Origin of the sequence: Nocardia mangyaensis (genome assembly GCF_001886715.1) — a bacterium.
GTDB classification, from domain to species: Bacteria; Actinomycetota; Actinomycetes; order Mycobacteriales; family Mycobacteriaceae; genus Nocardia; species Nocardia mangyaensis.
Window position 1 is genome coordinate 3,115,081 of the sequence record NZ_CP018082.1, and the last position, 21,146, is coordinate 3,136,226.

Here is a 21,146-nt window from a genome sequence, read left to right on the forward strand (position 1 = left end):
CTGGTCGCTATTTGTCGAGTTCGGAGGCCATCACGGCGGCTTGGGTGCGCCGTTCGACACCGAGTTTGGTCAGTAGCCGGGAGACGTAGTTCTTGATGGTCTTCTCGGCCAGGAACATGCGTGCGGCGATCTGCCGGTTGGTCAGTCCTTCGCCGAGCAGGGCGAGCAGCGTGCGTTCCTGCTCGGTGAGGGAGGCCAGCGGACCGGTCTTCTCTTCGGCCTCGGCACGGAGTTTGCTCATCAGCGCCGCGGCGGCGCGGTTGTCCAGCAGCGATTTTCCGGCGCTGACGTCGCGGATCGCTTGGACGAGTTCGAGGCTTTTGATGTCTTTGATCACGTAGCCGCTGGCGCCGGCCAAAATGGCGTTGAGCATCGCTTGCTCATCGGTGAACGAGGTGAGGATGAGGCAGCGTAGCTCTGGATCGGCGGAGAGCAGTTCGCGGCAGAGTTCGATGCCGTTGCCGTCGGGCAGTAGCACGTCGAGCACCGCGACGTCCGGTCGCAGGGCGGGAATGCGCGCCAGCGCTTGGGAACAGTTCCCGGCCTCACCAATGACCTCGAGGTCGGGTTCGAGGTCGATGAGGTCGGCGACGCCGTGTCGCACGATTTCGTGATCGTCGACCAGAAAGACCTTGACCATGTGTTCGGACCTTTCGATTCAGGTGTCGTTCCAGCCTACGACGCCGAGGGGAATTGTCGTGAGCGGCGACCGGGCCGTCGATGTTCAGGAGTGTGGTCGCGCGACGAGGACCGGCACAGTGGCGCGATCGAGCACCGCTCTGCTCACTGATCCCAGGGAGAACCCGGCTGGTCCGCGACGGCCTCGGCGACGACCCGCCGTACCCGCACCTGCGGGTAATTCTCGGCATAGCCGCGCCGTGCGCGATTTCCTGGCGAGAACCGACGCCGGGGTACCAGGTGCAGTGGCGGGTTATGCTGTGCGGCCTCTCGGGCTGCCCACCGCACCGCCGAGAGTGCGTGCACGGAGCCATCGGCCCCGACCAGGACAGGCCGGGGTCATCGTCGCGGCCATATGTGTGCCGTCGGATGCAGAGCATCCGCCCTGTCGTGGCTCTTCATGGTCTCCGTCTCTCTGTGCCGGTACGTCACGCAGGAAAGCGCTCAGCGGCGACTCGGCTGTCGTCCCTAGTCGAGGCCGATCGCGGGAGGTGATGCCCAAGGAACTGTCGGGCGTGAGCGCCATCCCCAACGCAGCAGCAGCACAGCGAGGATCAAGTAGAGCGCGAGGGCGGCGTATACGAGGGTGCTGCCGTAATCGCGGGCCCATAGCGATAGCTGAGGTGATACGCACATCGCGCCAGCGAGCAGCATACAAGCCAGGGCGATGGCGGGATGGGCCAGTGGTGCGGTCGCCGGGTCGGTTGTAGAAGGATCACGATGCGATGACAAACCCATAGATCGAGTGTCGCCAGCGAGAGGGCCCCTGGTCAGGGCCGCGTTGCCCTTGCTCGTGGGACCAAAGTCGGTGACTGCGTGGACACATCCAACCCCCGTAGCGGTCGTGCAGTGCGGTGCCGATGGATGCTGATCATCAGCGAGATCCACGGCGGTCATCAGCGAGCGGACCAGCCGGGACGTCGACGGAATCGACGGGGCGGCGGTGCTCGTCGTGTGAAGCCGCCGCCCCGTCGGCCGCACCGATCAGTGCTGCGACCGCGGCCGGGCGATGATGACCGGGCTCTCGGCGCCGTGCAACACCGCTTGCGCCACCGAACCGAGCGTCATGCCCGCGAAGCCGCCCCGGCCGTGGCTACCGACGACGATCAGTTGCGCTCCCGTGGACGCGTCGAGCACCGCCCGGGCGGGACGGTCTTCCACGACGACACGATCGACCTGCACCTCAGGGTACTTTTCCGCATAGCCGGCGAGGCTTTCCGACAGCAATGCCTCCGCTTCGGTCTGCATTGTCGAGCGAGCCTCGTAGCGGTAGAACTCCGACCAGGCATTGACCGCAACCAGCCGGGTGCGGCGGCGGGCCGCCTCGTCGAAGGCGATCCCGATGGCGTCGGTGCTGCACGCGGAGCCGTCGACACCGACCACCACGGGCCCTTCGGCGTCGACAAGAGCGTCCGGGATCACCGCGACCGGGCATTCGGCATGCCGGGCGAGGGAGGTGCTGACCGAGCCGAGCAGCGTGCGGCGTAGCGCGCCGAGCCCGCGACTGCCGACGACGATCAGCCGTGCGGAGGTGCTCCGGTCGCGCAGTACCGGGATCGGGGCTCCTTCGATCACATCGGTGGAGATCGTGATGTCGGCGATCGGCGTGGTCAGAGCCGCTGCTTCGGTCGCGGCGGCGTCGGCGACATCCTTCTTCCCTTGATGATGCAGCGCCGCATGGTCGTCGCGCGGGCCGGTGAGCCCCGGGCCGTAGTAGTAGTCGACCGGGATCTCGACCGCGAAGACGATGTCGAGCGGCGCGCGGTGATGGGCGGCGAACTCGGCCGCCCAGCGCAACGCGAAGCCCGACTGTTCCGAACCGTCGACGCCGACCACGACGGGCTGATTCTGGTTTCCGAGAGGGGACATGGTGTGTGCCTTTCTGTTTCTCCCACTGTGCGCCGCTCGCCGACGCGCCCGGCAGGGCCGCACGGCCCCCACAGTGAGGTCGTTTGTCGCTGGGAGACGACTTCGACCGTGCCCGCACGGAGTACGCGATGGCCGATGTTCACCCGAGGGCGACCAAGTGCTGACCGACCGGACTCATCGGGCCGCCCCGGCGCGGGGTTCGAAGGCCGGTGCGCCGAGCGCGGCCACCGCGATGGCCAGCATCACGCACACCCGATCGAGTGACATTCGGCAGTGCCTGATCCACGCCGGTAGGACATGCATGGACGGTGGGGAGCGCGGATACCCGGGGGCCTGCGGCAGCTGCATGGCCTTGGCGGCGGTGGGCTGGTGGACGCTTCGGGATTGACCGACCGGATCGGCGCCGACCGGCTCTTTCCCACCCTGCCGACCGCGCTGGACGCGTTCCGGTCCGACGCCGACGGGAGGCCGATCGGCCGTCGGGGCGATGACATTGTGCCCTGACGTCGCCGGTCCGATCCCCGCCATGCTCGATGGTGAATCCGGCGGTCGAAACGATCGTGCCGACGAAGGGAAACGACCATGTCGCCTGACGAAACCAGTCCCGCCCAGCATCAGGTCCCACCGGTGCTGGCCGCGGTCGACGGTTCGGCGAGCTCGTATCAGGCCGCCGCCTGGGGAGCCGTCGACGCTGTGCTGCACCACCGGCCACTGCATATCCTCACCTCGGCCGCGCTGCCGGTCGGCTCCGGGCCCGCGCTGTCGCCAGTCGACGCGAGTCTCGAGTGGTTGCGCGTCGACGCCGAGCGCGTCGTCGGTGAGGCAGCCCGGGTCGCGCGGGCCGCGGTTCCCACCGCGGACCTCGTGATCACCACCGAGATCAGTGTCGAATCGGCTACTGCGCTGCTGATCGAGCGCTCGGCCTCGGCGCGGATCCTGGTTGTCGGTAGCAGGGGACTCGGCGCCTTCCAGCGTGGTCTGCTCGGCTCGATCAGTACGGCGGTGACGCGCCACGCGCACTGCCCGGTCGCGGTGATCCACGACAATGCCGGGCTCGACCCCGTGGCGGCGGCGCTCCCGGTGCTCGTCGGCGTCGACGGGAGCGACAACAGTGTTGCTGCGATGGAACTCGCTTTCGAGGAGGCGTCACGGCGCAAGGTGGATCTGGTCGCGCTGCACGCGTTCAGCGATGCCAGTGCCGACCTGCCGATGCTCGGGTGGGAGATGGGCAGGCAAACCGCTGAGGCCGAGCTCGGCGAAGCTCTGGCCGGGCACGCCGAGCAGTATCCGGATGTCGTGGTACGCAGGATCGTGGTGGCCGACCGTCCGGTCCGCTCGCTGCTCGACGCATCGTCGTCGGCCCAACTACTTGTCGTGGGTAGTCACGGGCGTGGCGGGTTCGCCGGCATGGTGCTCGGATCGACGAGCAACGCACTGCTGCATTCAGTGGAGATTCCCATCATCGTGGTCCGCGATCGCCGGTGACCGGCAGACACGGCCACCAGCGCGGTACATGGTTCTGGCGCGCCACGGGACGCCCCCGCGTTCGTACTATCCGGCTAAGGCGGTGTAGTCGCGCGGGTGCAGCACGTTGATCACCGCAGCGACCTTGCGCGGGATTCTGCGGCCGAACCAGCGGCCGAGCGGCCCCCCGCAGTGCGGGTCCGAGTCCGACAGTGAACAGCCAGGCATCCTTGTCCGCCAACGCATTCAGATTGTGGTGCACACAGGCACAGGCTTCGGGGAGCAGGTCCATGTCGTGGATCGCGCGGCCGATCACGACGGCATCGATATTCGACACCAGGGCACGGACTCGCCAGTGGTGGGTAAAGAGGACCCGAAGTCCCTCTGAGCAGGGTCGTCATGCCCTTATCCCAGCCCCTGCCGTGGCGGACAGTACGAATACTGACCATTGCTATCGAGGGACGGACATCATGGACCACGGACTTCCGGACGACAACACTGTGAGGGCGGCGCTGGTCCTGGCCGGGCGCGCCCCCTCCGTGCACAATGTGCAGCCTTGGCGCTGGCGTGTCGGCGACCAGAGTATTCATCTCTACCTCGACCGTCGACGGGCTCTGCCCGCGACCGACCCCGACGAGCGAGACCTCGTGATCAGTTGCGGTGCGGCACTGCACCACCTGTCGGTGGCGCTGACAGCGATGGGCTGGGCAGCGGTGATCCATCGCATCCCCGACCCCGCCGAACCTGATCACCTGGCGGCGCTGACCCTGATCCGGCACCGGCCCACCGCGCTCGACGTCGAGCTCAGCAAGGCCATCACTGTCCGTCGGACCGATCGGCGCCACTACACATCGTGGCCTGTGCCTGCCGGATATCTCGGGTTGTTCACCGAGCGTGCCGTGGCGCTGGGCGCCATCGTCCGCCGGATCGACGACCGGGAACGCGTCCGAGCCGCCGCACAGCAAGCGCGCAGGATCCATGCCGCCGACGAGTCCTACCGATTCGAGCTCGCGATGTGGTCGGGGCGCCACGGCAGTCCCGACGGTGTCCCCGCTCGCAATGCCCCGCCTGTCGGTCCGGGAGACGATTTCCCGCCACGGGCGTTCGCGGCGGCCGAATTCGTCGACCCCGCGAGCGAACCGGACCATGCCGAATTGCTGGTGGTCGGCACCGGTGCCGACGATCTGAGGTCGAGGTTGCGAGCAGGTGAGGCCATCAGCAATGTGCTGTTGACGGCAACCGGAATCGGGCTGGCCACATGCCTGCTCACCGAACCGCTCGAAGTTGTCGAACAGCGCGCGCGCCTGCGCGACGAGTTGCTGTCCGGCACCGCCTATCCGCAGGCTTTCCTCCGCGTTGGATGGGCGCCGACCAGCGCCGACTTCCCTGCTGAAACACCCCGACGTCCCGTCGAGGAACTGTTGCTCCGAGACTGAGGTGCGTCAGCTGGGGCTCAACGACCTGATCGGACAAGGCCTTTCGCCCCTGCTCGGTATCGTCGGTCCCGACGATGCCGCACAGGTGCGAGTCGCTCACTCGCAGACGACCGTCGTCGACGCGCTCGTGCTGGACAGACCCCACCACACCTCGCCGCATATCCGCCGTGCGACCGTGAGCTGGACTGGGGCCTCGGGTTCGAGCGTTGCGCCGTGCAAGTCCTGCGCGGAGTGGACAGAGGTGACCGGATCCGAGTGTGGCTCGACCCGTCCGGCAAACCGGCCTCTGCCCCACGCCCACCGGTCAGCGCAGTGCTGTACGGAATCAGCGTCGCATTGTCATGTCCCGTCGCAAGGCGGACTGGGATCGCCAGCTTGCCCGTTTGGTGGGGTTGCGGTTTGCCGAGGCCCGGCCAGGTCGGACCACTCGGGTACGGAAGTGCTTGCCAGCGAGGCGGATCCCCGAGTAGCGCTTGGTGCCGCCCGGTTCACGTCGGTAGAGGTGATCTGCGGCCGCCGGGCTATCGGAGGAAGATCACTTCGACGAGGACGAAGGCCGCCACCGCGAAGATCAGGTAGGCGAACCAGTTCTGTAGCCGGGTGGTGTCGATGTGCTTTCCGTAGCGGCCCGCGACGAGTGATCCGCCGATGGCCGTTGCGGTGAACACCGCGGTGATGCGCCAGTCGAGGCTGAGATCGCCGAGATAGGCGAGGAGTCCGGAGCTGGAGTTGGCGGTGACGATCACGAGCGATGTGCCGATCGCCGCGGACATCTCGATGCCGAGCAGCAGGACTAGGGCCGGGACGATGAGGAATCCTCCGCCCACTCCGAAGAGTCCGGTCAGGAATCCGACGGCGAGGCCGACCGGAACGGCGCGGGAGGTGCAGCGGCGCCAATTGACGGTGGATCCCTCCACTCGGCAGGCAGTGCCTATTCCTCCCGCGCCGGACAGCATTCGAGCTCCGGCGGCGATCATCACCACCGCGAATCCGGCCAGTGTCAGTGGTGCGGGAATGGCTTGGTTCACCGCACTGCCGGCGAACGCGGCCGGTAGTCCGGTCAGGGCGAACACGCCCGCGACTCGCCACTGCACCAGGCCGGAGCGGACTTTGGGGATGGCGCCGAACAAGGCGGAAACGCCGACCACGAGCAGTGACATCGGCACGGCCTGCCCGAGCGGGATCCCGAGCCCGTAGACAAGCCCCGGGACGGCGAGAATCGAGCCGCCGCCGCCCAGCAGGCCCAGCAGAATGCCGATGACGGCACCGAGGGCCACGGAGACGAGGATCGTCATCGACGTCTCCTGTCCAGGTGCGATCGCGTGAATGGATGTGTCGGCTTTTTCGTGGGATTCAGGCGTCGGCAGTGAGTGCGTCGATCGCGGCCTGCAGGCGCCGGCCGGCGTCGTCGGCGATCGCCGCGAGGGCGGGTTCGCCGGTGACCTGCACCAGTAGTTGGGGGTTCATCGCCTCCACCAGGACCGTGCCTTCCTCAGCCGGGTTGTCGCGCACGACCACATTGCAGGGCAGAAGCAATCCGATCTGTCGGTCGACCTGCACCGCCCGATGGGCCAGCGGCGGATTGCAGGCGCCGAGGATCAGGTAGCGTTCCATGTCCGTGTCGAGCTTGGCCTTCAAGGTGGCCTGCATGTCGATTTCGGTGAGTACGCCGAATCCTTGTTCCTGCAATGCCGCTCGGGTTCGGGCGACGGCATCCTCGAACGACGTTTCCAGTGTGGTGGACAGTGCCAGGTTCAACGGTGGGTCTCCGTTCTCGTTGGTGTGATTGTGGGGAGGGTCAGCGGGTGGTGGGCTGGATTCGGCAGTCGGCGCGCCCGAGTCCGGCCTTTTCCATGATCAGGCTGGCGGGGCACCATCCGACCATCGAGTAGAAGACGAGATTGGCGCCGACGAAACCGGTGAGCAGCAGCCACCACGGCGAGAAGGCCGCAGCTGCGGCCACGCTCGTCAGCACGATCACGCCGGCCATCAGCGGCACAACTCGTTCTACGGTCCAGCCCTGATGGCGGGGGAGGTTCGGCACGGGCGCTTCTCTTCTCGTGGATCTGTCAGGCCAAGGCGAGGAAGAGCTTCTCGAGCTCGGCTTCGCTCATGGGTTGCTTGCCGTCCGCGGACTCGCCGGTCAGGCATTCGCGCAGTCCGCTGGCGACGATCTTGAAGCCTGCTTTGTCCAGCGCGCGCGAGACCGCGGCGAGCTGGGTCACGACGTCTTTGCAGTCGCGACCGTTCTCGATCATCGAGATCACCCCGGCGAGCTGTCCGTGTGCGCGGCGCAGCCGGTTCAGTACCAGCGCGATACTCTCGTCGTTTCCGACCATGTCGATTCCTTTCCTGGGTCTACCCCCCCACTATACCCCAGGGGGTATGCAAAGCTGGGTGATCCACGCCATGCATACCCCCTTTCGTATCAGCCGTGGGAGAACTTGATCGTCGGCAGCACGCGGCGCAGCCAGGCCGGTGACCACCAGGCGGCGTGCCCGGTCAAGCGCAGGAGTACCGGCAGGAGCATGAGCCGGATGAACACCGCATCGAGCAGCACGGCGACACCGAGGATGATGCCCATCTCCTTGGGCGGCAACGGCTCGGCGAAGGCGAAGGTGAAGAACACCGCCACCATCACCGCCGCGGCGGCGGCGATGATTCGGCCCGAATGCGCCAGCCCCATCACGTGCGCGTGCTCCGGGTCGCCGGATTCCTCGTAGTGCTCCTTGGCCGTCGCGAGCAGGAACACCGTGTAGTCCATCGCGATGGCGAAGATCATCGCGAAGAAGAACACCGGCCCCCAACCGTCCAGGAAGCCCTGTGGGGTGAAGCCGAGCAGGCTCGCGCCATGCCCGTCCTGGAAGATCAGTTTGGCCACGCCGAACGCCGCCGCGGTCGAGAGCAGGCTCACCACCGTGCCGAGGATCGCGATCAGCGGCGCCTGCAGTGCGACCAGCAACAACGCGAAGCCGAGCACGAGGATGACACCGATGATCAACGGCAGATAGTCGTTGAGGGCCTGCTGGAGGTCGAGGTTCTCCGCCGGGGCGCCACCGACGAGTGACTGCGATGGGAGGTCCGCGCGCAGTTGGCCCAGGATCGCGCCCATCGCGGTGTCGGAGGGGTCTACGTTCGGGATCGCCTGCAACATCACGTAACCGGAGCCGTCCACGCTGGGCATCGGCGGGGTGACCATGGCGATACCGTCGGACGCCCGGGCGACCGCGGCGGTCGCCTCGGCTTCGGCGGCGGGGGCGATGATTTGCAGCATGCCAGGAGCGCCTTCGCCCATCTGGGCCTGGATGAGTTCATAGCCCTGGCGAACCGGTGCGTCGGTCGGCACGACCTGGATCGACGGCATGGCCACCTTCAGGTCCAGCACCGGGATCGACAACGCTGCCAGGATCAGCAGCGAGCCGATGGCGAAGGGCCACGGATGCTTGTGCAGCAGTCTGCCCCAGGACTCGAAGCGTGCGGACCGGTGCTGCTGCCGTTTGGCGTAGGGCAGCGAACCGGCGTTGATCTTGGGTCCGAGCTTGCCCAGCACGGCCGGGAGCAGCGTCAAGGTGGCGGCGAGAACGAACGCGACCGCGAGCATGATGCCGACGGCCATGGTCCGCACCGCGGGGGCGGGCACGAGCAGCACGGCGGACAGGCTCACCAGCACGGTCAGGCCGGACAGGACCACCGCCTTGCCCGCGGTGTCCATCGTCTCGGCGACCGCGGCGCGCGAGTCGCCGGTCTTGCTCAACGCGTCACGGAATCGCGCGACGATGAACAGCGCGTAGTCGATACCGAGAGCCAGGGCGAACATCATGGCGAAGTTCATCGCCCACACCGAGATCGGCGTGGCCGAGTTGAGCAGCACCAGCCCGCCCGCCGATGCGATCAGCCCGGCCAGTGTGAGCAGCAGCGGCAGACCCGCGGCGACCAGTGAGCCGAACGCGAGCACCATGATCGCCAGCGTCACTGGCCAGGAGAACATCTCCGCCTTGATCATCGCGTCGTGGTTGGCTTTGTTGAAGTCGCTCCACAGCGCGGACGCGCCGGTGGGGTAGACCTCGACTCCGTCCTTCGACAGCGCCGTCAACTGGCCTTTCAGATCGTCGACAGCCTTGACCATCTCGTCGGTGCTCGCGTTTGCACCGGCGATCAGCACTCCGGTGTGGCCGTCCGGACTGATCGACATCCCGGGCTGGGGCGCGATCACCGCGCCGAAGCGGTCGTCGCCCTGGAAGATGGCGGTCGCCTCGGTGAGGACCTGCTGCACCGCGGGATCGGAGACCATGCCGGTATCGGAGTGCACGACCACTTGCACAGCGGCAGAGGAGTTCCCGCCGAAATGCTGCTGTGCGAGCTCGCGGACCCGAACCGATTCCGACCCGTTGGCCTGCCAGCCGGCGCCGGCCAGTGAACTGAACACGCTCGGCGCGGCGGCGCCGAGGGCGACCAGGGCGATCAACCACACGCCGAAGACCCACTTCGCGTGCGTGGCCATCGTTGCTCCCATGCGGGCCAACGCGCCGCCTGGCTCGGTCGGCGGGGCGGACCCCGGCGCCTGCTTCGTCGTCGTCGTTCGGCCGCTGACGACCGCGTTATTGCTGCTCATGTCACTACTCCTTATACGGGAGGGGGTATATTTCGGGGCGCGCTGGGCCCGCGGGAAATGTGGTGGGGTCACCGCGTCTGGTCGGTGCTATCCAGTTCGGCGGTTCACGGAACGTCCCCCGCGGGCATGTGGATCACATCGCGCTCGGGCTCAGCGGCCGAGGATGCGGGCGAAGAACCCCGGCTCGTTCGCGGGTGTGGACTCTTTCTTGCAGTCGCAGCGGCGGGACGCGGGGATGGATTTCATGACGCTGCTCACGTGGGACCCGCAGCCGCCCCATGTTGTCTTCTTGCAGTTCGGGCAGGTGACGGGATAACACATAGGGCCTCCTCGGAAACGGGAATCAGGCAATAATACCCTGGGGGGTATTACCTAGGGGGTGTCGGTGGCCGCAGGCCTCGGGGTTGATGCGTGCTCGAGTGTATGCCCCCCGGGGTACTTGCATACCCTAGGGGGTATATGTCACTCTTGTCCACATCAGCAACGAAGAGCCCTTGTTCGGATTGGAGGAAGCGTGATTCTCGAGCTGTACTACATCGAATGCCTGTCCCATGCGTCGTACCTGATCGGTGACAAGCGCACCGGCCGGGCGATCGTCGTCGATCCGCGCCGAGACATCGCCGAATACCTCGCCGATGCTCAGCGGCACGGGCTCACGATCGAAGGGGTGATCAACACCCACTTCCACGCGGACTTCGTCTCCGGTCACCTCGAACTGCTCGAGGCCACGGGGGCATGGATCGGTTTCGGTGCCGCGGCGGAAACCGACTATCCGATCCGGCGCCTGACGCACGGTGAACATGTCTCGCTCGGTGAGGTCGATCTGGAGGTGCTGTCCACTCCGGGGCATACCTGGGAATCGATCAGCCTGTTGGTGCGCGAAACTGCGTCGGCCCGCCCGACGGCCGTGCTGACCGGCGACTCTCTGTTCATCGGTGACGTGGGTCGACCCGACCTGGTGAACCTCGGCGACGGGTCGACCTCGGACCTCGCGCGTGCCATGTACCGGACCATCCATCAGACACTGCTGAGCCTGCCCGACTCGGTGATCGTCATGCCCGCGCACGGTGCGGGCTCCTCGTGCGGGAAAAACCTGTCCGCGGAGTTGACCTCGACGATCGGCGAACAGCGGCGAACCAATCCGGCGGTCCAGCCGATGAGCGAGGACTCGTTCGTCGCGCTGATCACCGACGGCCAACCGGCGGTCCCGCAGTACTTCCACGTCAACGCCGCGCTGAACAAACAGAATCGGGCAGTGCTGGATCGCGACCGCAGCATCCCGGCTGTCACGGTGGAGCAGTTGCTCAGCGAATTGGATCGCGGTACGCGCGTTCTCGACGCCCGGAGCCCGGACGACTTCGCCGCAGCGCATGTGCGCGGGTCGGTGAATGTCGGTTTCGACGGTCGGTTCGCCGAGACCGGCGGGATGGTCGCCGAGATCGGGGACCGGATCGTGCTGATCACCTATCCCGGCGAGGAACAGGACGCCGCGCTGAGACTGGCGCGAATCGGGTCCGACGAAGCGGTCGGGTACTTCAACGTCGAGCACGACGGCGCCTTCCCTGCCGAACTGACGCATCTGCTTCAGGCTGCACCCAGGACGACTGTCGAGCAGTTGCGCGAGTTGCTCGGCGATGGTGCGGTCACTCTTGTCGATGTCCGCAATCCCGGCGAGCGAGAGTTCGGCTTCATTCCCGAGTCGAAGCCGATTCCGCTGGCGCAGTTGCGTTCTCGGATGGGGGAGCTCCCTGCTGATGTGCCGATTGTCGTGCACTGTGCGGGCGGGTGGCGCTCGAGCGTCGCCGCGTCGCTGCTCCGATCATCGGGCATCGAGCAGGTCAGCGACCTGATCGGTGGTTACAACGAGTGGGTCGATCACCACGCGGCGGCCTGAATTCGGCGCGGCTACGGACACGATGATCATGACGATGCTGCTCCATCATCGGTGGACTGGGCATAGTGCATCACGACCGCGCCCTGGGCTCCGCTCGACGAGCAACCCGTGATCCAGCAGAACCGCGACGCGTTGTACCCGGTCGCGATCGGTGCCGGGCCGCAGCGAGAATTCGAGTACCCCGATTACGACAGCGGCAGCCATCAACAGGTTCGAGAAGCGTTGCTGGTGTTGGGCAAAACGATGAACGGCTTCACCAAATCCTTCGGCACCGGCCGCGGGGAGCCGATCTCGCCGCGTGAACGGTTCCGAAAAACGAACCCGTCTGATCGCGAGTCCGCGCTCGACCTCATTCGTCGGCAGGGCCCGTGAGCTCGCACGGCAATGGAATATCCCAGGTCTGCCCCGGCCCCACGGTGCGATCCACATTCTCGACACACAGGTTGATGGGAGCCGCGGCGCTGGGATGTAGGTGCAGAGTGATCCGGCTGTGCGTGACGGTGATGGTGATGGGTTGTCCTCGGTACGAGACCGTGAACTCGGTGCTGTCGAGTTCGGCCGGGAGCACCGGGTGCAGCCGCAGCGTGTCGTGCCGGGTCTCGATGCCGCTGTAGCAGCGCAGCACCATGTCGGCGGTGCCGGCCATGGCGCCGATGTGGACGCCCTCTCGGGTAGTGCCCCGCTGAGTGTCGGCCAGGTCGGCGCGCAGCGCCTGAGCGAACAGGCCCCACGACCTCGTCCGGTCGGTACGCGCGAGCACCCAAGCGTGCGCGAGGCGGCTCAAGGTGGAGCCGTGGCTGGTGCGGGCGATGTAGTAGTCGACCGTGCGAGGGAGGAGCTCGGGCGGTAGCGCGTAGCCGAGGTGCTCGAACATCTCGCGGAGCTCCTCGGCGGAGAACAGGTAGAACAGCATGAGAACATCGGCCTGTTTGGAGACCTTGTAGCGATTGGTGGTGTCGCCTTCCGCCTGCAATATCAGGTCGAGCCGTTCGATGTGGCCGTAGGTCGCGCGGTAAGCGTCCCAATCGAATTCGTGGAGATCCTCGTACCCCTGGAACTGACTGATGATGCCGTCCCGATGGAACGGCACCCGGAGGCGGCGACTGACCCGGTCCCAGCGCACGGGCTCCTCCGCGGTGAGCTGCAACCGGTCCCACAGCGGTCCGCAATCCACGCCGTCGAGCAGAACGAGTACCTCGCGGGCTCGTCGCAGTACCCAGGCGGTGAGCACATTGGTATAGGAGTTGTTGCGGATGCCCTGTCCGGGAGCGTCGGGGGAGCCGTCGTGGAATTCGTCGGGCCCCATGACGCCATCGATGTCGAATCGGTCGTCGGTGGTGTCGTGGACGGCGAGCGCACTGAACAGCCGCGCGACCTCGATCAGCATCTCCGCGCCGTGGTCGATCAGGAATCGGAGATCGGCGGTGGTCTGGTAGTACTGCCAGACGCTGTAGGCGATCGCGAGGCCGACGTGCCACTGCCGACGCGAGTTGTCCGGCATCCATCGGCCGTTACGTGGATTGAACAGCGCGGTCGGCGTTTCCTCACGGCCGTCGCTGCCGCTCTGCCATGGGTACAGGGCCCCGGGTAGTCCCGCCGCGCGGGCGGCGTCGCGGGCGCGGTCGAGCCTACGATGGCGGTACTGCAGGAAGGCTCGGGTGAGTTCGGGGCGGCGCAAGGTCAGCATCGGGTAGACGAACAACTCGTCCCAGAAGATGTGTCCGCGATAGGCCTCGCCGTGGAGTCCCCGGGCGGGCAGGCCCGCGTCGGTGTCGGGATGGGCGGCTATGGTCGCCTGCACGACGTGGAATACGTGCAGGTTCAACGCAAGCCGGTCGTCCTGGCCGTCGCCGAGCTCGATGCCGAATCGATCCCACAGCTGCGCCCAGCCCGCCACGTGTGCCGCCAGCAAGGTGGCGATATCAGGTGCTCGCGTGATTCGGGCGCCGACCTCGGTAGCCGGGGTCGACAGCGCGCGGTCCCGCGAGGTGGCCACCGCCGCGACCTTCTCCACCCTGACCGCGACCGCGGGCCGGATGGGTATGACGAGTTCGTGGCCGAGGAGATGATCGTCGGCGAGCGTCGTGCGGTCTATGCCGACGCTGTCGGCGATGTGAGTCCGGATCGCCGTCGCGATCGTGACGCGGGATTGGTTGGTGATCGCTTCGTAGAGCACGGTTTCGGCGTCCAACTCCTGGGGAGCGCCACGCACGAGGTGGTCGGGGACGAGTGCCCGGTCCGCCGCCACGTTGCGATTGCCGACGCGGCCGTTGATCGCGGAGGTGACAACCACCGACCCGGTCCAGTTCTCGGCTTCGATGGTGAGTTCGACAGCCGCCAGGTGTTTGTCGGCGACCGAATGGAACCGTCGGCTGGTGATTCGGGTGAGCCTGCCCGCTTCGTCGCGATAGCGGTCGAGGGTGGTCAACACGCCCGCGCGCAGATCCAGGTTCTGATGGTGGCTCAGCATCTGCGGCACCCCGGGCGTCAGCGCCGTTCCCTCAGCCGTCCTCACCGCGAGATAGCTCCAGTCGGGGGTGTTGACCAGATGCTCGGTTTCCATTGTCTGATCGGCGATCTGGGACACGGTGCGGTTGTAGACGCCGGCGAGATAGGTGCCCGGGTAGTGGACGCCATCCGCGAGGGAGCCGGGGATCGCACCGCGTGAAGCCCAGTAGCCGTTGCCGGTGGTGCACAGTGCCTCCCGGGTGCCTTGCTGGGTGGGGTCGTAGTCGTCGTAGAACAGATTCCAGCCGCCGGGCCCGGCCGTCGTCGCACCGCCACACCAGCGTGGTTGAGGCCGCTGCGGAAAGCCGGGGCGGGGAACCAAGGGCAGATCGGCCAGATCAGTGACAACCACATCGGCTCCCGCCGAGTTGAGCGCCGCACCGGAGCCCGTGCGATCGACGCCGATGACGAGCCCGAATCCGCCGATGTCGGCGGCCTGGACACCGGCGGTGGCGTCTTCGAGCACGATGATCTCATTCGGGTCGAAGGCCAGTCGGCGGGCCGCTTCGAGGAACATCGCGGGGTCCGGTTTGCTCGGCAAGCCGAGCTCCATGGCATCGGTGCCGTCGACGACGAAGCTGAACAGGTCGCAGATGCCGGCGGCCGCGAGGACGGCGGCGCTGTTGCGACTCGCCGTCACCAGAGCCGTGGGCACGCTCGCGGCCTGGAGTCCCGTGAGCAGGCGTGCGGCATCGGCGAAGACATGGACTCCCGTGTGCGTCAGTGCCTCGGCGAACAACGATTGTTTGCGTGCGGCGAGGCCGGATACGGTCATCTGATCAGGTCTGTCGTCGGGCGTGCCGGGGGCTATCTCGATGCCGCGCGCGGCCAGGAATGCCCGGACGCCCTCTTCGCGGCTGCGTCCGTCGACCAGGTCGCGGTAGTCGCTGCCGGGGTCGAACGGCGGCAGGTCGGCGCTGCCGAGTGTCGGCAGGACCTCGTCGAACAGGGCCTTCCAAGCGATCGCGTGCACCGTCGCCGTGTCGGTGACCACGCCGTCCATGTCGAAGACGACTGCGCGGTAACCGTTGGCGGTGCGAGAGGGCTCCGGCATCCCCGTTCGGGCGATCGCTTCCGATCCAGCCCGGCGCAGCGGTTCTTCGACTGAGTCAGTTGTGTGCACGCTTGTGATCGTGCGCTTCGCCGGCTGCGGTCGAAAAGTGTCTTTGGTCCGCGAGTCGCATCCGAAAGGTCAGCAGATCGGTGACCGGCGCCCACATCCGCTCGTTGTGTGGACGCCGATGCGCTGTCCCCTGCGGATCAGCCGGGCGCGGCGTTGTCCTCGCGGGGCGGGTTCTGTCCGGCAGGGCTCATGATTTCGTCCCACCATCCCTGGAGCGGGCTGGGCTCGGGCCAGCGCACTATCGTCGCGGATCTGGTGCTCTCGTAGGGACCTGGGTACAACGCTGTACCGAGAGTGGGATCGTCGCTGTGGGCAAGTGACACGGGATACCTCCTTGTGCGGCTGCTGTCCCAGTCTGAAATCCCGCCGGGACGGCGAGAAGCGCCGGAAGTCCACGTCTGCTGGGCCGCACGGCCCTCGGCGATGTACTCGAATCGGCCGAAATCGCTCGCTGTGCCGTCAATTGGTGCCGCCCGCCCTCGACAGCGTGTGCCCACGCTATTGCTCCCGAGCCCCGGATGCCCAATGGCACCCAGCCGCAGGCCAAAGGCCTCTGCGACCGAAGTCCGCGTAATGGTCGAATTACTGACAGTGCTTCCGGGCAAACCCCACTTCCGCTCAGTAGGAGTCGACTTGCCGATCACCATGCCGTCGTCGACGGCCGCGCATCACGAGCTGACCTCTCACGAGGTGGTGCTGCGCCTGGGGGCGGATCCACATCGCGGTCTGACCGATCAGAAGGCGGCCGAGCGACTGGCTCGTTTCGGACCGAACAGCTTGCCCGTGGCCAGGACCGCCGGGCTGGCTGTGCGGATCGTGCGCCAGTTCCACCACCCGTTGATCTATGTGCTGATCGCGGCCGGGGCAGTCACCGCCGCGCTGGGCGAATACGTGGACTCGGCGGTGATCTTCGGTGTCGTGGCGATCAACGCGCTGGTCGGGTTCATCCAGGAGTCCAAGGCCGAGGCCGCGCTCGAGGGCCTGCGCTCGATGGTGCGCACCCAGGCGAAGGTGATCCGTGACGGACGCCGGCGGACCGTGCTGTCCGACGAACTCGTGCCGGGGGACCTGGTGCTGCTCGAAGCGGGCGACAAGGTACCCGCCGATCTGCGGATCATCCGAGCGACCGAGCTGTGGGTCGACGAGTCGGCGCTGACCGGCGAGTCCACTCCGACGGTCAAAGACGACGGGGTGCTGCCAGGGGCGATCTCGGTCGCGGATCGGCGCAACATGGCGTACTCGGGGACGCTGGTCACCACCGGAAGCGGAGCTGGGCTGGTGGTGGGCACCGGCGCGGAGACGGAGCTGGGCGAAATCCATCGGCTGGTCGGTGCGGCGGAGACGCTGGACACGCCACTGACCAAGAAGCTCGCCGAGTTCAGCAAGATCCTGACTGTGGGTATCCTCGGCCTGGCCGCGCTCACCTTCGGCGTCGGCCTGCTACGCGGGCAGGATGCTGTAGAGACCTTCACTGCCGCGATCGCGCTCGCGGTGGGCGCTATCCCCGAAGGGCTACCGGCGGCGGTCACGATCACCCTGGCCATCGGCGTTGCCCGGATGGCGCGGCGACGCGCGGTGATTCGTCGGTTGCCCGCAGTCGAGACGCTCGGCGGCACCACGGTGATCTGTACGGACAAGACCGGCACCCTCACCGAGAATCAGATGACTGTCACCGGTGTGTGGACACCCGAGGCCCGGTTCGAGGTCACGGGCCTCGGCTACGCACCGGAAGGTTCCGTGCACGACGTGCACGACAACGCGGCCGCGATCGATTCCCACCCAGCGTTGCGGTGGTCGTTGCTGGGTGGAGCCGCCTGCAACGACGCGGCTCTGACCGAGCACGAGGGACGGTGGGATGTGGTGGGCGACCCCACCGAAGGAGCGATGCTGGTGGCCGCCGCCAAAGCGGGGCTGGGCCCCGGCCAAGTCGCGCAGGTGCTTCCGCGCCGGGCGACGATTCCGTTCAGCTCTGAGCGTCAGTACATGGCGACCCTGCACGGTGATGCGACGAGCCCGGTCTCGTCGGGGCAGGTGGTGCTGGTCAAGGGCGCGGTCGAACGAGTCCTGAGCCTGTGCGCCTACCAACTGGACGGCAAGGGGGTCGCTGCGCCCGTGGACCGTGCCGCGGTCCTCGCCGCTGCCGCCGAGCTGGCAGGGCAGGGGTTGCGGGTCCTGGCGACGGCGATGCGGCCGGTGGGAGGAACGAACGAGTTCGGTCCCACAGACTTCGACGAAAGGCTGCTCTCGGACCGCATGGTCCTGACCGGGCTGCAGGCCATGGTCGATCCACCGCGTGCGGCGGCCGCGGCCGCGGTGGCCGCCTGCCATACGGCGGGGATCGCGGTCAAGATGATCACCGGTGACCATGCCGCGACTGCCACCGCGATCGCCGGTCGCGTCGGCCTGCTGGACCCCCATGAGCCTGTCGAAGGGATGGTGCTGACCGGCGCCGATCTGGCCGCGCTGTCCAGCGAGGAGCTCCCGGAGGCGGTGGAACGCGCGAGTGTTTTCGCGCGAGTCTCTCCGGAACAGAAGCTGCGACTGGTCGAGGCGCTCCAGGCTCGCGGGCACGTCGTGGCTATGACCGGCGACGGGGTCAACGACGCTCCTGCGCTGCGGCAGGCCGGTATCGGCGTGGCCATGGGGCTCGGTGGCACCGAAGTCGCCAAGGACGCCGCGGATATGGTGCTCACCGACGACGATTTCGCCACTGTCGAAGCCGCGGTCGAGGAGGGCCGCGGCGTGTTCGACAACCTCACCAAGTTCATTGCCTGGACACTGCCGACGAACATCGGCGAGGGCCTGGTCATCTTCGCCGCGATCGTCTTCGGTGCCGCGCTGCCTATCCTGCCCACCCAGATCCTGTGGATCAACATGACCACCGCGGTCGCTCTCGGACTGATGCTCGCCTTCGAACCCAAAGAAGCCGGAATCATGGCCCGGCCGCCGCGCGCACCGGACCAACCCCTGCTGACTCGCGCGCTGATGGTGCGGATTCTGCTGGTGTCCTCGCTGCTCGTCGCCGGCTCCTGGTGGCTGTTCCACTGGGAACTCGCCGCCGGGGCAAGTCTTCCCGAGGCGCGCACCGCCGCCCTGAATCTCTTCGTTCTGGTCGAGGCCGTCTATCTGTTCAGCTGCCGTTCGCTCACGCGCTCCGTGTGGCGAATCGGGTTCTTTTCCAACCGGTGGCTGATCGTCGGCGTCCTCGCCCAGCTGGTCGGTCAGCTCGCGATCACGTATGTGCCCGCTATGAACACCATCTTCGACACCGCTCCCATCAGCGGCGACGTGTGGCTGCGGATCCTGATGATCGCCCTCGCGGCCGGTCTTGTGGTCGCGGTGGACAAGCGTCTGCGGCGATCTCGGACACTGGGGAATCAGCACCCGGGTGTTGAAACCATTGGTCCCTGAGGTTATGGCCTTTAGGACGTTTCGGCCGCAGGTAGGACGAGCGAGCATAGTGGTATGAACCTGACGTTCCTCCTCATCTTCGCCATCGTCTGGGTCGTCATCGGAGCGGTGACGGGTTTGTGGATGATCCGCCGTGGTCACGATCCCGCGTGGGTGCTGCCCGCGGTGTTGTTCGGGCCCCTGTTCGTACCTATCGCTATGGAACGTGTGGAGCGCAACCCCCGGTTGGTTGCGACCGGGCCAGACGGACTTCCGGGCGCGGTCGCTCCAACACTGCACGCGCCGCGGGTGCTGGTGGGATTGGACGGGTCGCCGCAATCGGAGCTGGTGCTCTCCACCACGCTTCGAGTGTTCGGACGCTGGTGCTGAGTGCTCGGCTACTGGGAAGTGTGTCGTCCGACGTAGTTCGCCATTCGCCTGTACCGGTGCTCGTCGTCGAACCGGCGCACAGTCCGGCCACCAAGGACAGCCCGGGCACAGTGCACAGCCCGGCGACCGTGCGCTGACCGACGTCCGTTCAGGGCCGCTGTTGTGGCCGCCCCGATCGCTGTCTCGCGAACCGAACGCAGTGTGCGACGGCGACGCTTCTCACATGAAAGCAGGGCGCACATGAAGTCGCAGCAGTGATGCCGCAACCGGCCGCGCGTTCGAACTCGCCACGCATCTAGTGCCTCGTCAAGCAACCTTCGGTAGGTAATCCGGTCGCCGGATCTTGGAGTTGACGGCGAAGTCCCGCTTGGGTCGGGCGTGCTGGTTGTACCAGCGGATGTAGGCACCGATCGCGGCGTCCTGTTCACCATGGCTGCGGTGATCGGTGCCGTTGAGCGCGAAGTAGCGCAGCGCCGCGAACTCGGACTCGATCCAGTTCAACCACGATGAATACGTCGGCAAGAACACCAACTCCACATCATGATCGGCGGCCCAGTCCCGGACCTCGGCCCGCTTGTGCGGGGAGAAGTTGTCGGCGATGACGTAGAGCCTCTCACCTGGCCACCGGGCTCGCAGCGACTTCAGCAACCCGAGAAACTCCTGCCACCGCTTCCGGTCCCGGATCCGGTAATGGATCTTCCCCGTCGCCAGATCCAGGGCACCGAGCAGGTGCCGAACACCCTGAGTGCGGTGATATGTCGCCCGCAACCGTCTCGGCTTACGCCGCGGAAACCAGCCTCGACCAGCACGAGGTTGCAGGTTCAACGGCCCGAACTCATCGACACAGACCACCCGCCCGTCAGCAGGCCGGTGGTCGTAGAGGTCGAGGATGCGGTCCATCTTGGTGGCGAACTCGGGATCGGTGCCGGCTTTCCAGGTCTTGACCGCCTGCCACGACACACCCTCGGCCTTCAAGAGCTTGCGCAGAGTCTCACGACTGATCTCAGCGATGTTGTTGGTGGCCAACACTTCTCGGAGTTTCGACAAGCTCCAGGCCGAGAACGGCCAGCCGAGGTCTCGCGGGCAGCACCGGGCGATACAGGCAATGCGTTCACGCGTTGCCCGGTCCACCTTGCTCGGTCTGCCCGCGCTCCATTTTGGGTCCAACGCGTCGAACCCCCGCTCGTTGAAGTCGTGGATCACTTGCCGCACATAGGCTTCGCTGACCTGCATCAACCTCGCGATCGCGGGGACCGGCTGGCGGTGCGCCGAGGCCATCACCACGATCGCACGCCGCATCCTGATCGGTTGTTTGCTCGTCTTCGTGATCTTCTGCAGTCGGCGGCCCTCGTCCGGGGTCACTTCTCGCACAAACACTTCCGGTTTCCTGGCCACCGGCACCACCTCCACCGGGGAGCATCTCCGGTCGCGGGCGCGCGATCAACTCGGCACCCGGTTACCAGGGCAACCTTCCTGGACGAGGCACTAGGTGTTGACATCATCGCCCTGCACGCAGGGAACGAATCGGACCTGCTGAGGTACCCGCAGGGCGCCGACTGCAGGGAATTGCTTGCGCAGAAAGCAGAGCGATCGCTCGGGGAACACTTGGCGACATGGCCGAGAAGTACCCCACGGTGTCGGTGAACGCTGTGGTGCGGAAGGGCCACGCAACGCAGGCTGCCTCCGGCGCTCAGATGGTTGTTACCGATAGCCACGGAAACAACCGTCTGACCGGGCTCCTACTCGGTTCGACAAGCGGCCGCGCGATGTCGCGGGAATGTG

The 21,146-nt window shown here is 66.7% G+C and carries 18 protein-coding genes and 1 pseudogene; 7 read left to right on the forward strand and 12 right to left on the reverse strand.

Features of this window, described 5'->3' with window-relative positions:
- Nucleotides 1-7 precede the first annotated feature (7 nt).
- The 5 genes and pseudogenes from BOX37_RS13985 to BOX37_RS14005 form a co-directional block, all read right to left on the reverse strand.
- Nucleotides 8-640 carry a response regulator gene (locus BOX37_RS13985; protein WP_071928027.1) on the reverse strand — a complete coding sequence of 211 codons (633 nt, stop codon included), beginning with the start codon at nt 638-640 and terminating at the stop codon, nt 8-10.
- Nucleotides 641-724: 84 nt separating this feature from the next.
- Nucleotides 725-817: pseudogene (locus BOX37_RS36135) on the reverse strand (hypothetical protein); the annotation flags it as partial.
- Nucleotides 784-1,005 carry a universal stress protein gene (locus BOX37_RS35290; RefSeq protein ID WP_084759641.1) on the reverse strand — a complete coding sequence of 74 codons (222 nt, stop codon included), beginning with the start codon at nt 1,003-1,005 and terminating at the stop codon, nt 784-786. The pseudogene BOX37_RS36135 and the gene BOX37_RS35290, both read right to left, overlap by 34 nt.
- Nucleotides 1,006-1,662: 657 nt before the next feature.
- Nucleotides 1,663-2,547: a universal stress protein gene (locus tag BOX37_RS14000; RefSeq protein ID WP_071928029.1), complete on the reverse strand. Its 885-nt coding sequence runs from the start codon at nt 2,545-2,547 to the stop codon at nt 1,663-1,665.
- Nucleotides 2,548-2,721: 174 nt separating this feature from the next.
- Nucleotides 2,722-3,075 carry a hypothetical protein gene (locus tag BOX37_RS14005; protein WP_071928030.1) on the reverse strand — a complete coding sequence of 118 codons (354 nt, stop codon included), beginning with the start codon at nt 3,073-3,075 and terminating at the stop codon, nt 2,722-2,724.
- Nucleotides 3,076-3,129: 54 nt separating this feature from the next.
- Between BOX37_RS14005 and BOX37_RS14010 the strand changes: the two genes are divergently transcribed.
- Together BOX37_RS14010 and BOX37_RS14020 are read left to right on the forward strand one after the other, a co-directional pair.
- A complete protein-coding gene (locus BOX37_RS14010; RefSeq protein WP_071928031.1) occupies nt 3,130-4,032 on the forward strand; it encodes a universal stress protein in 903 nt (300 codons plus the stop codon).
- Nucleotides 4,033-4,481: 449 nt separating this feature from the next.
- A complete protein-coding gene (locus BOX37_RS14020) occupies nt 4,482-5,447 on the forward strand; it encodes an Acg family FMN-binding oxidoreductase (protein ID WP_071928033.1) in 966 nt (321 codons plus the stop codon).
- Nucleotides 5,448-5,968: 521 nt separating this feature from the next.
- On the opposite strand, the gene BOX37_RS14025 is transcribed toward BOX37_RS14020, so the two are convergent.
- The 5 genes from BOX37_RS14025 to BOX37_RS14045 form a co-directional block, all read right to left on the reverse strand.
- The gene (locus tag BOX37_RS14025) at nt 5,969-6,742 is read right to left on the reverse strand and encodes a sulfite exporter TauE/SafE family protein (protein ID WP_071928034.1); all 774 of its coding nucleotides are present in this window, start codon (nt 6,740-6,742) and stop codon (nt 5,969-5,971) included.
- 58 nt (nt 6,743-6,800) lie between these two features.
- Nucleotides 6,801-7,205: a DUF302 domain-containing protein gene (locus tag BOX37_RS14030; RefSeq protein WP_071928035.1), complete on the reverse strand. Its 405-nt coding sequence runs from the start codon at nt 7,203-7,205 to the stop codon at nt 6,801-6,803.
- A gap of 40 nt (nt 7,206-7,245) precedes the next feature.
- Nucleotides 7,246-7,491 carry a YgaP family membrane protein gene (locus BOX37_RS14035; protein ID WP_071928036.1) on the reverse strand — a complete coding sequence of 82 codons (246 nt, stop codon included), beginning with the start codon at nt 7,489-7,491 and terminating at the stop codon, nt 7,246-7,248.
- Nucleotides 7,492-7,516: 25 nt separating this feature from the next.
- Entirely contained in the window at nt 7,517-7,786 is a 270-nt protein-coding gene (locus BOX37_RS14040; RefSeq protein ID WP_056809283.1) for a metal-sensitive transcriptional regulator, read from the reverse strand.
- Nucleotides 7,787-7,875: 89 nt separating this feature from the next.
- Nucleotides 7,876-10,059, reverse strand: a complete 2,184-nt coding sequence (locus tag BOX37_RS14045) for an MMPL family transporter (protein WP_084759644.1) — start codon at nt 10,057-10,059, stop codon at nt 7,876-7,878.
- Nucleotides 10,060-10,573: 514 nt separating this feature from the next.
- Between BOX37_RS14045 and BOX37_RS14050 the strand changes: the two genes are divergently transcribed.
- Both BOX37_RS14050 and BOX37_RS14055 read left to right on the forward strand, forming a co-directional pair.
- Entirely contained in the window at nt 10,574-11,953 is a 1,380-nt protein-coding gene (locus BOX37_RS14050) for an MBL fold metallo-hydrolase (protein ID WP_071928038.1), read from the forward strand.
- A gap of 108 nt (nt 11,954-12,061) precedes the next feature.
- Entirely contained in the window at nt 12,062-12,325 is a 264-nt protein-coding gene (locus BOX37_RS14055; protein WP_071928039.1) for a hypothetical protein, read from the forward strand.
- Here BOX37_RS14055 and BOX37_RS14060 read toward each other — a convergent pair.
- On the reverse strand, nt 12,303-15,515 hold the full coding sequence (locus tag BOX37_RS14060; RefSeq protein ID WP_071928040.1) for a beta-phosphoglucomutase family hydrolase: 3,213 nt from the start codon (nt 15,513-15,515) through the stop codon (nt 12,303-12,305). The genes BOX37_RS14055 and BOX37_RS14060 overlap by 23 nt on opposite strands.
- Before the next feature lie 714 nt (nt 15,516-16,229).
- On the opposite strand from BOX37_RS14060, the gene BOX37_RS14065 reads away from it, so the two are divergent.
- The 3 genes from BOX37_RS14065 to BOX37_RS36140 are packed head-to-tail and all read left to right on the forward strand — an operon-like array spanning nt 16,230 to nt 19,501.
- Nucleotides 16,230-18,995, forward strand: coding sequence for a cation-transporting P-type ATPase (locus BOX37_RS14065; RefSeq protein WP_156910737.1), 2,766 nt, complete (start codon nt 16,230-16,232; stop codon nt 18,993-18,995).
- A gap of 54 nt (nt 18,996-19,049) precedes the next feature.
- A complete protein-coding gene (locus BOX37_RS14070; RefSeq protein ID WP_071928042.1) occupies nt 19,050-19,364 on the forward strand; it encodes a hypothetical protein in 315 nt (104 codons plus the stop codon).
- 20 nt (nt 19,365-19,384) lie between these two features.
- A complete protein-coding gene (locus BOX37_RS36140; RefSeq protein WP_420811598.1) occupies nt 19,385-19,501 on the forward strand; it encodes a hypothetical protein in 117 nt (38 codons plus the stop codon).
- Nucleotides 19,502-19,670: 169 nt separating this feature from the next.
- Here BOX37_RS36140 and BOX37_RS14075 read toward each other — a convergent pair whose 3' ends face one another.
- Nucleotides 19,671-20,735, reverse strand: coding sequence for an IS630 family transposase (locus BOX37_RS14075; protein WP_240504908.1), 1,065 nt, complete (start codon nt 20,733-20,735; stop codon nt 19,671-19,673).
- Nucleotides 20,736-21,146: the final 411 nt, after the last annotated feature.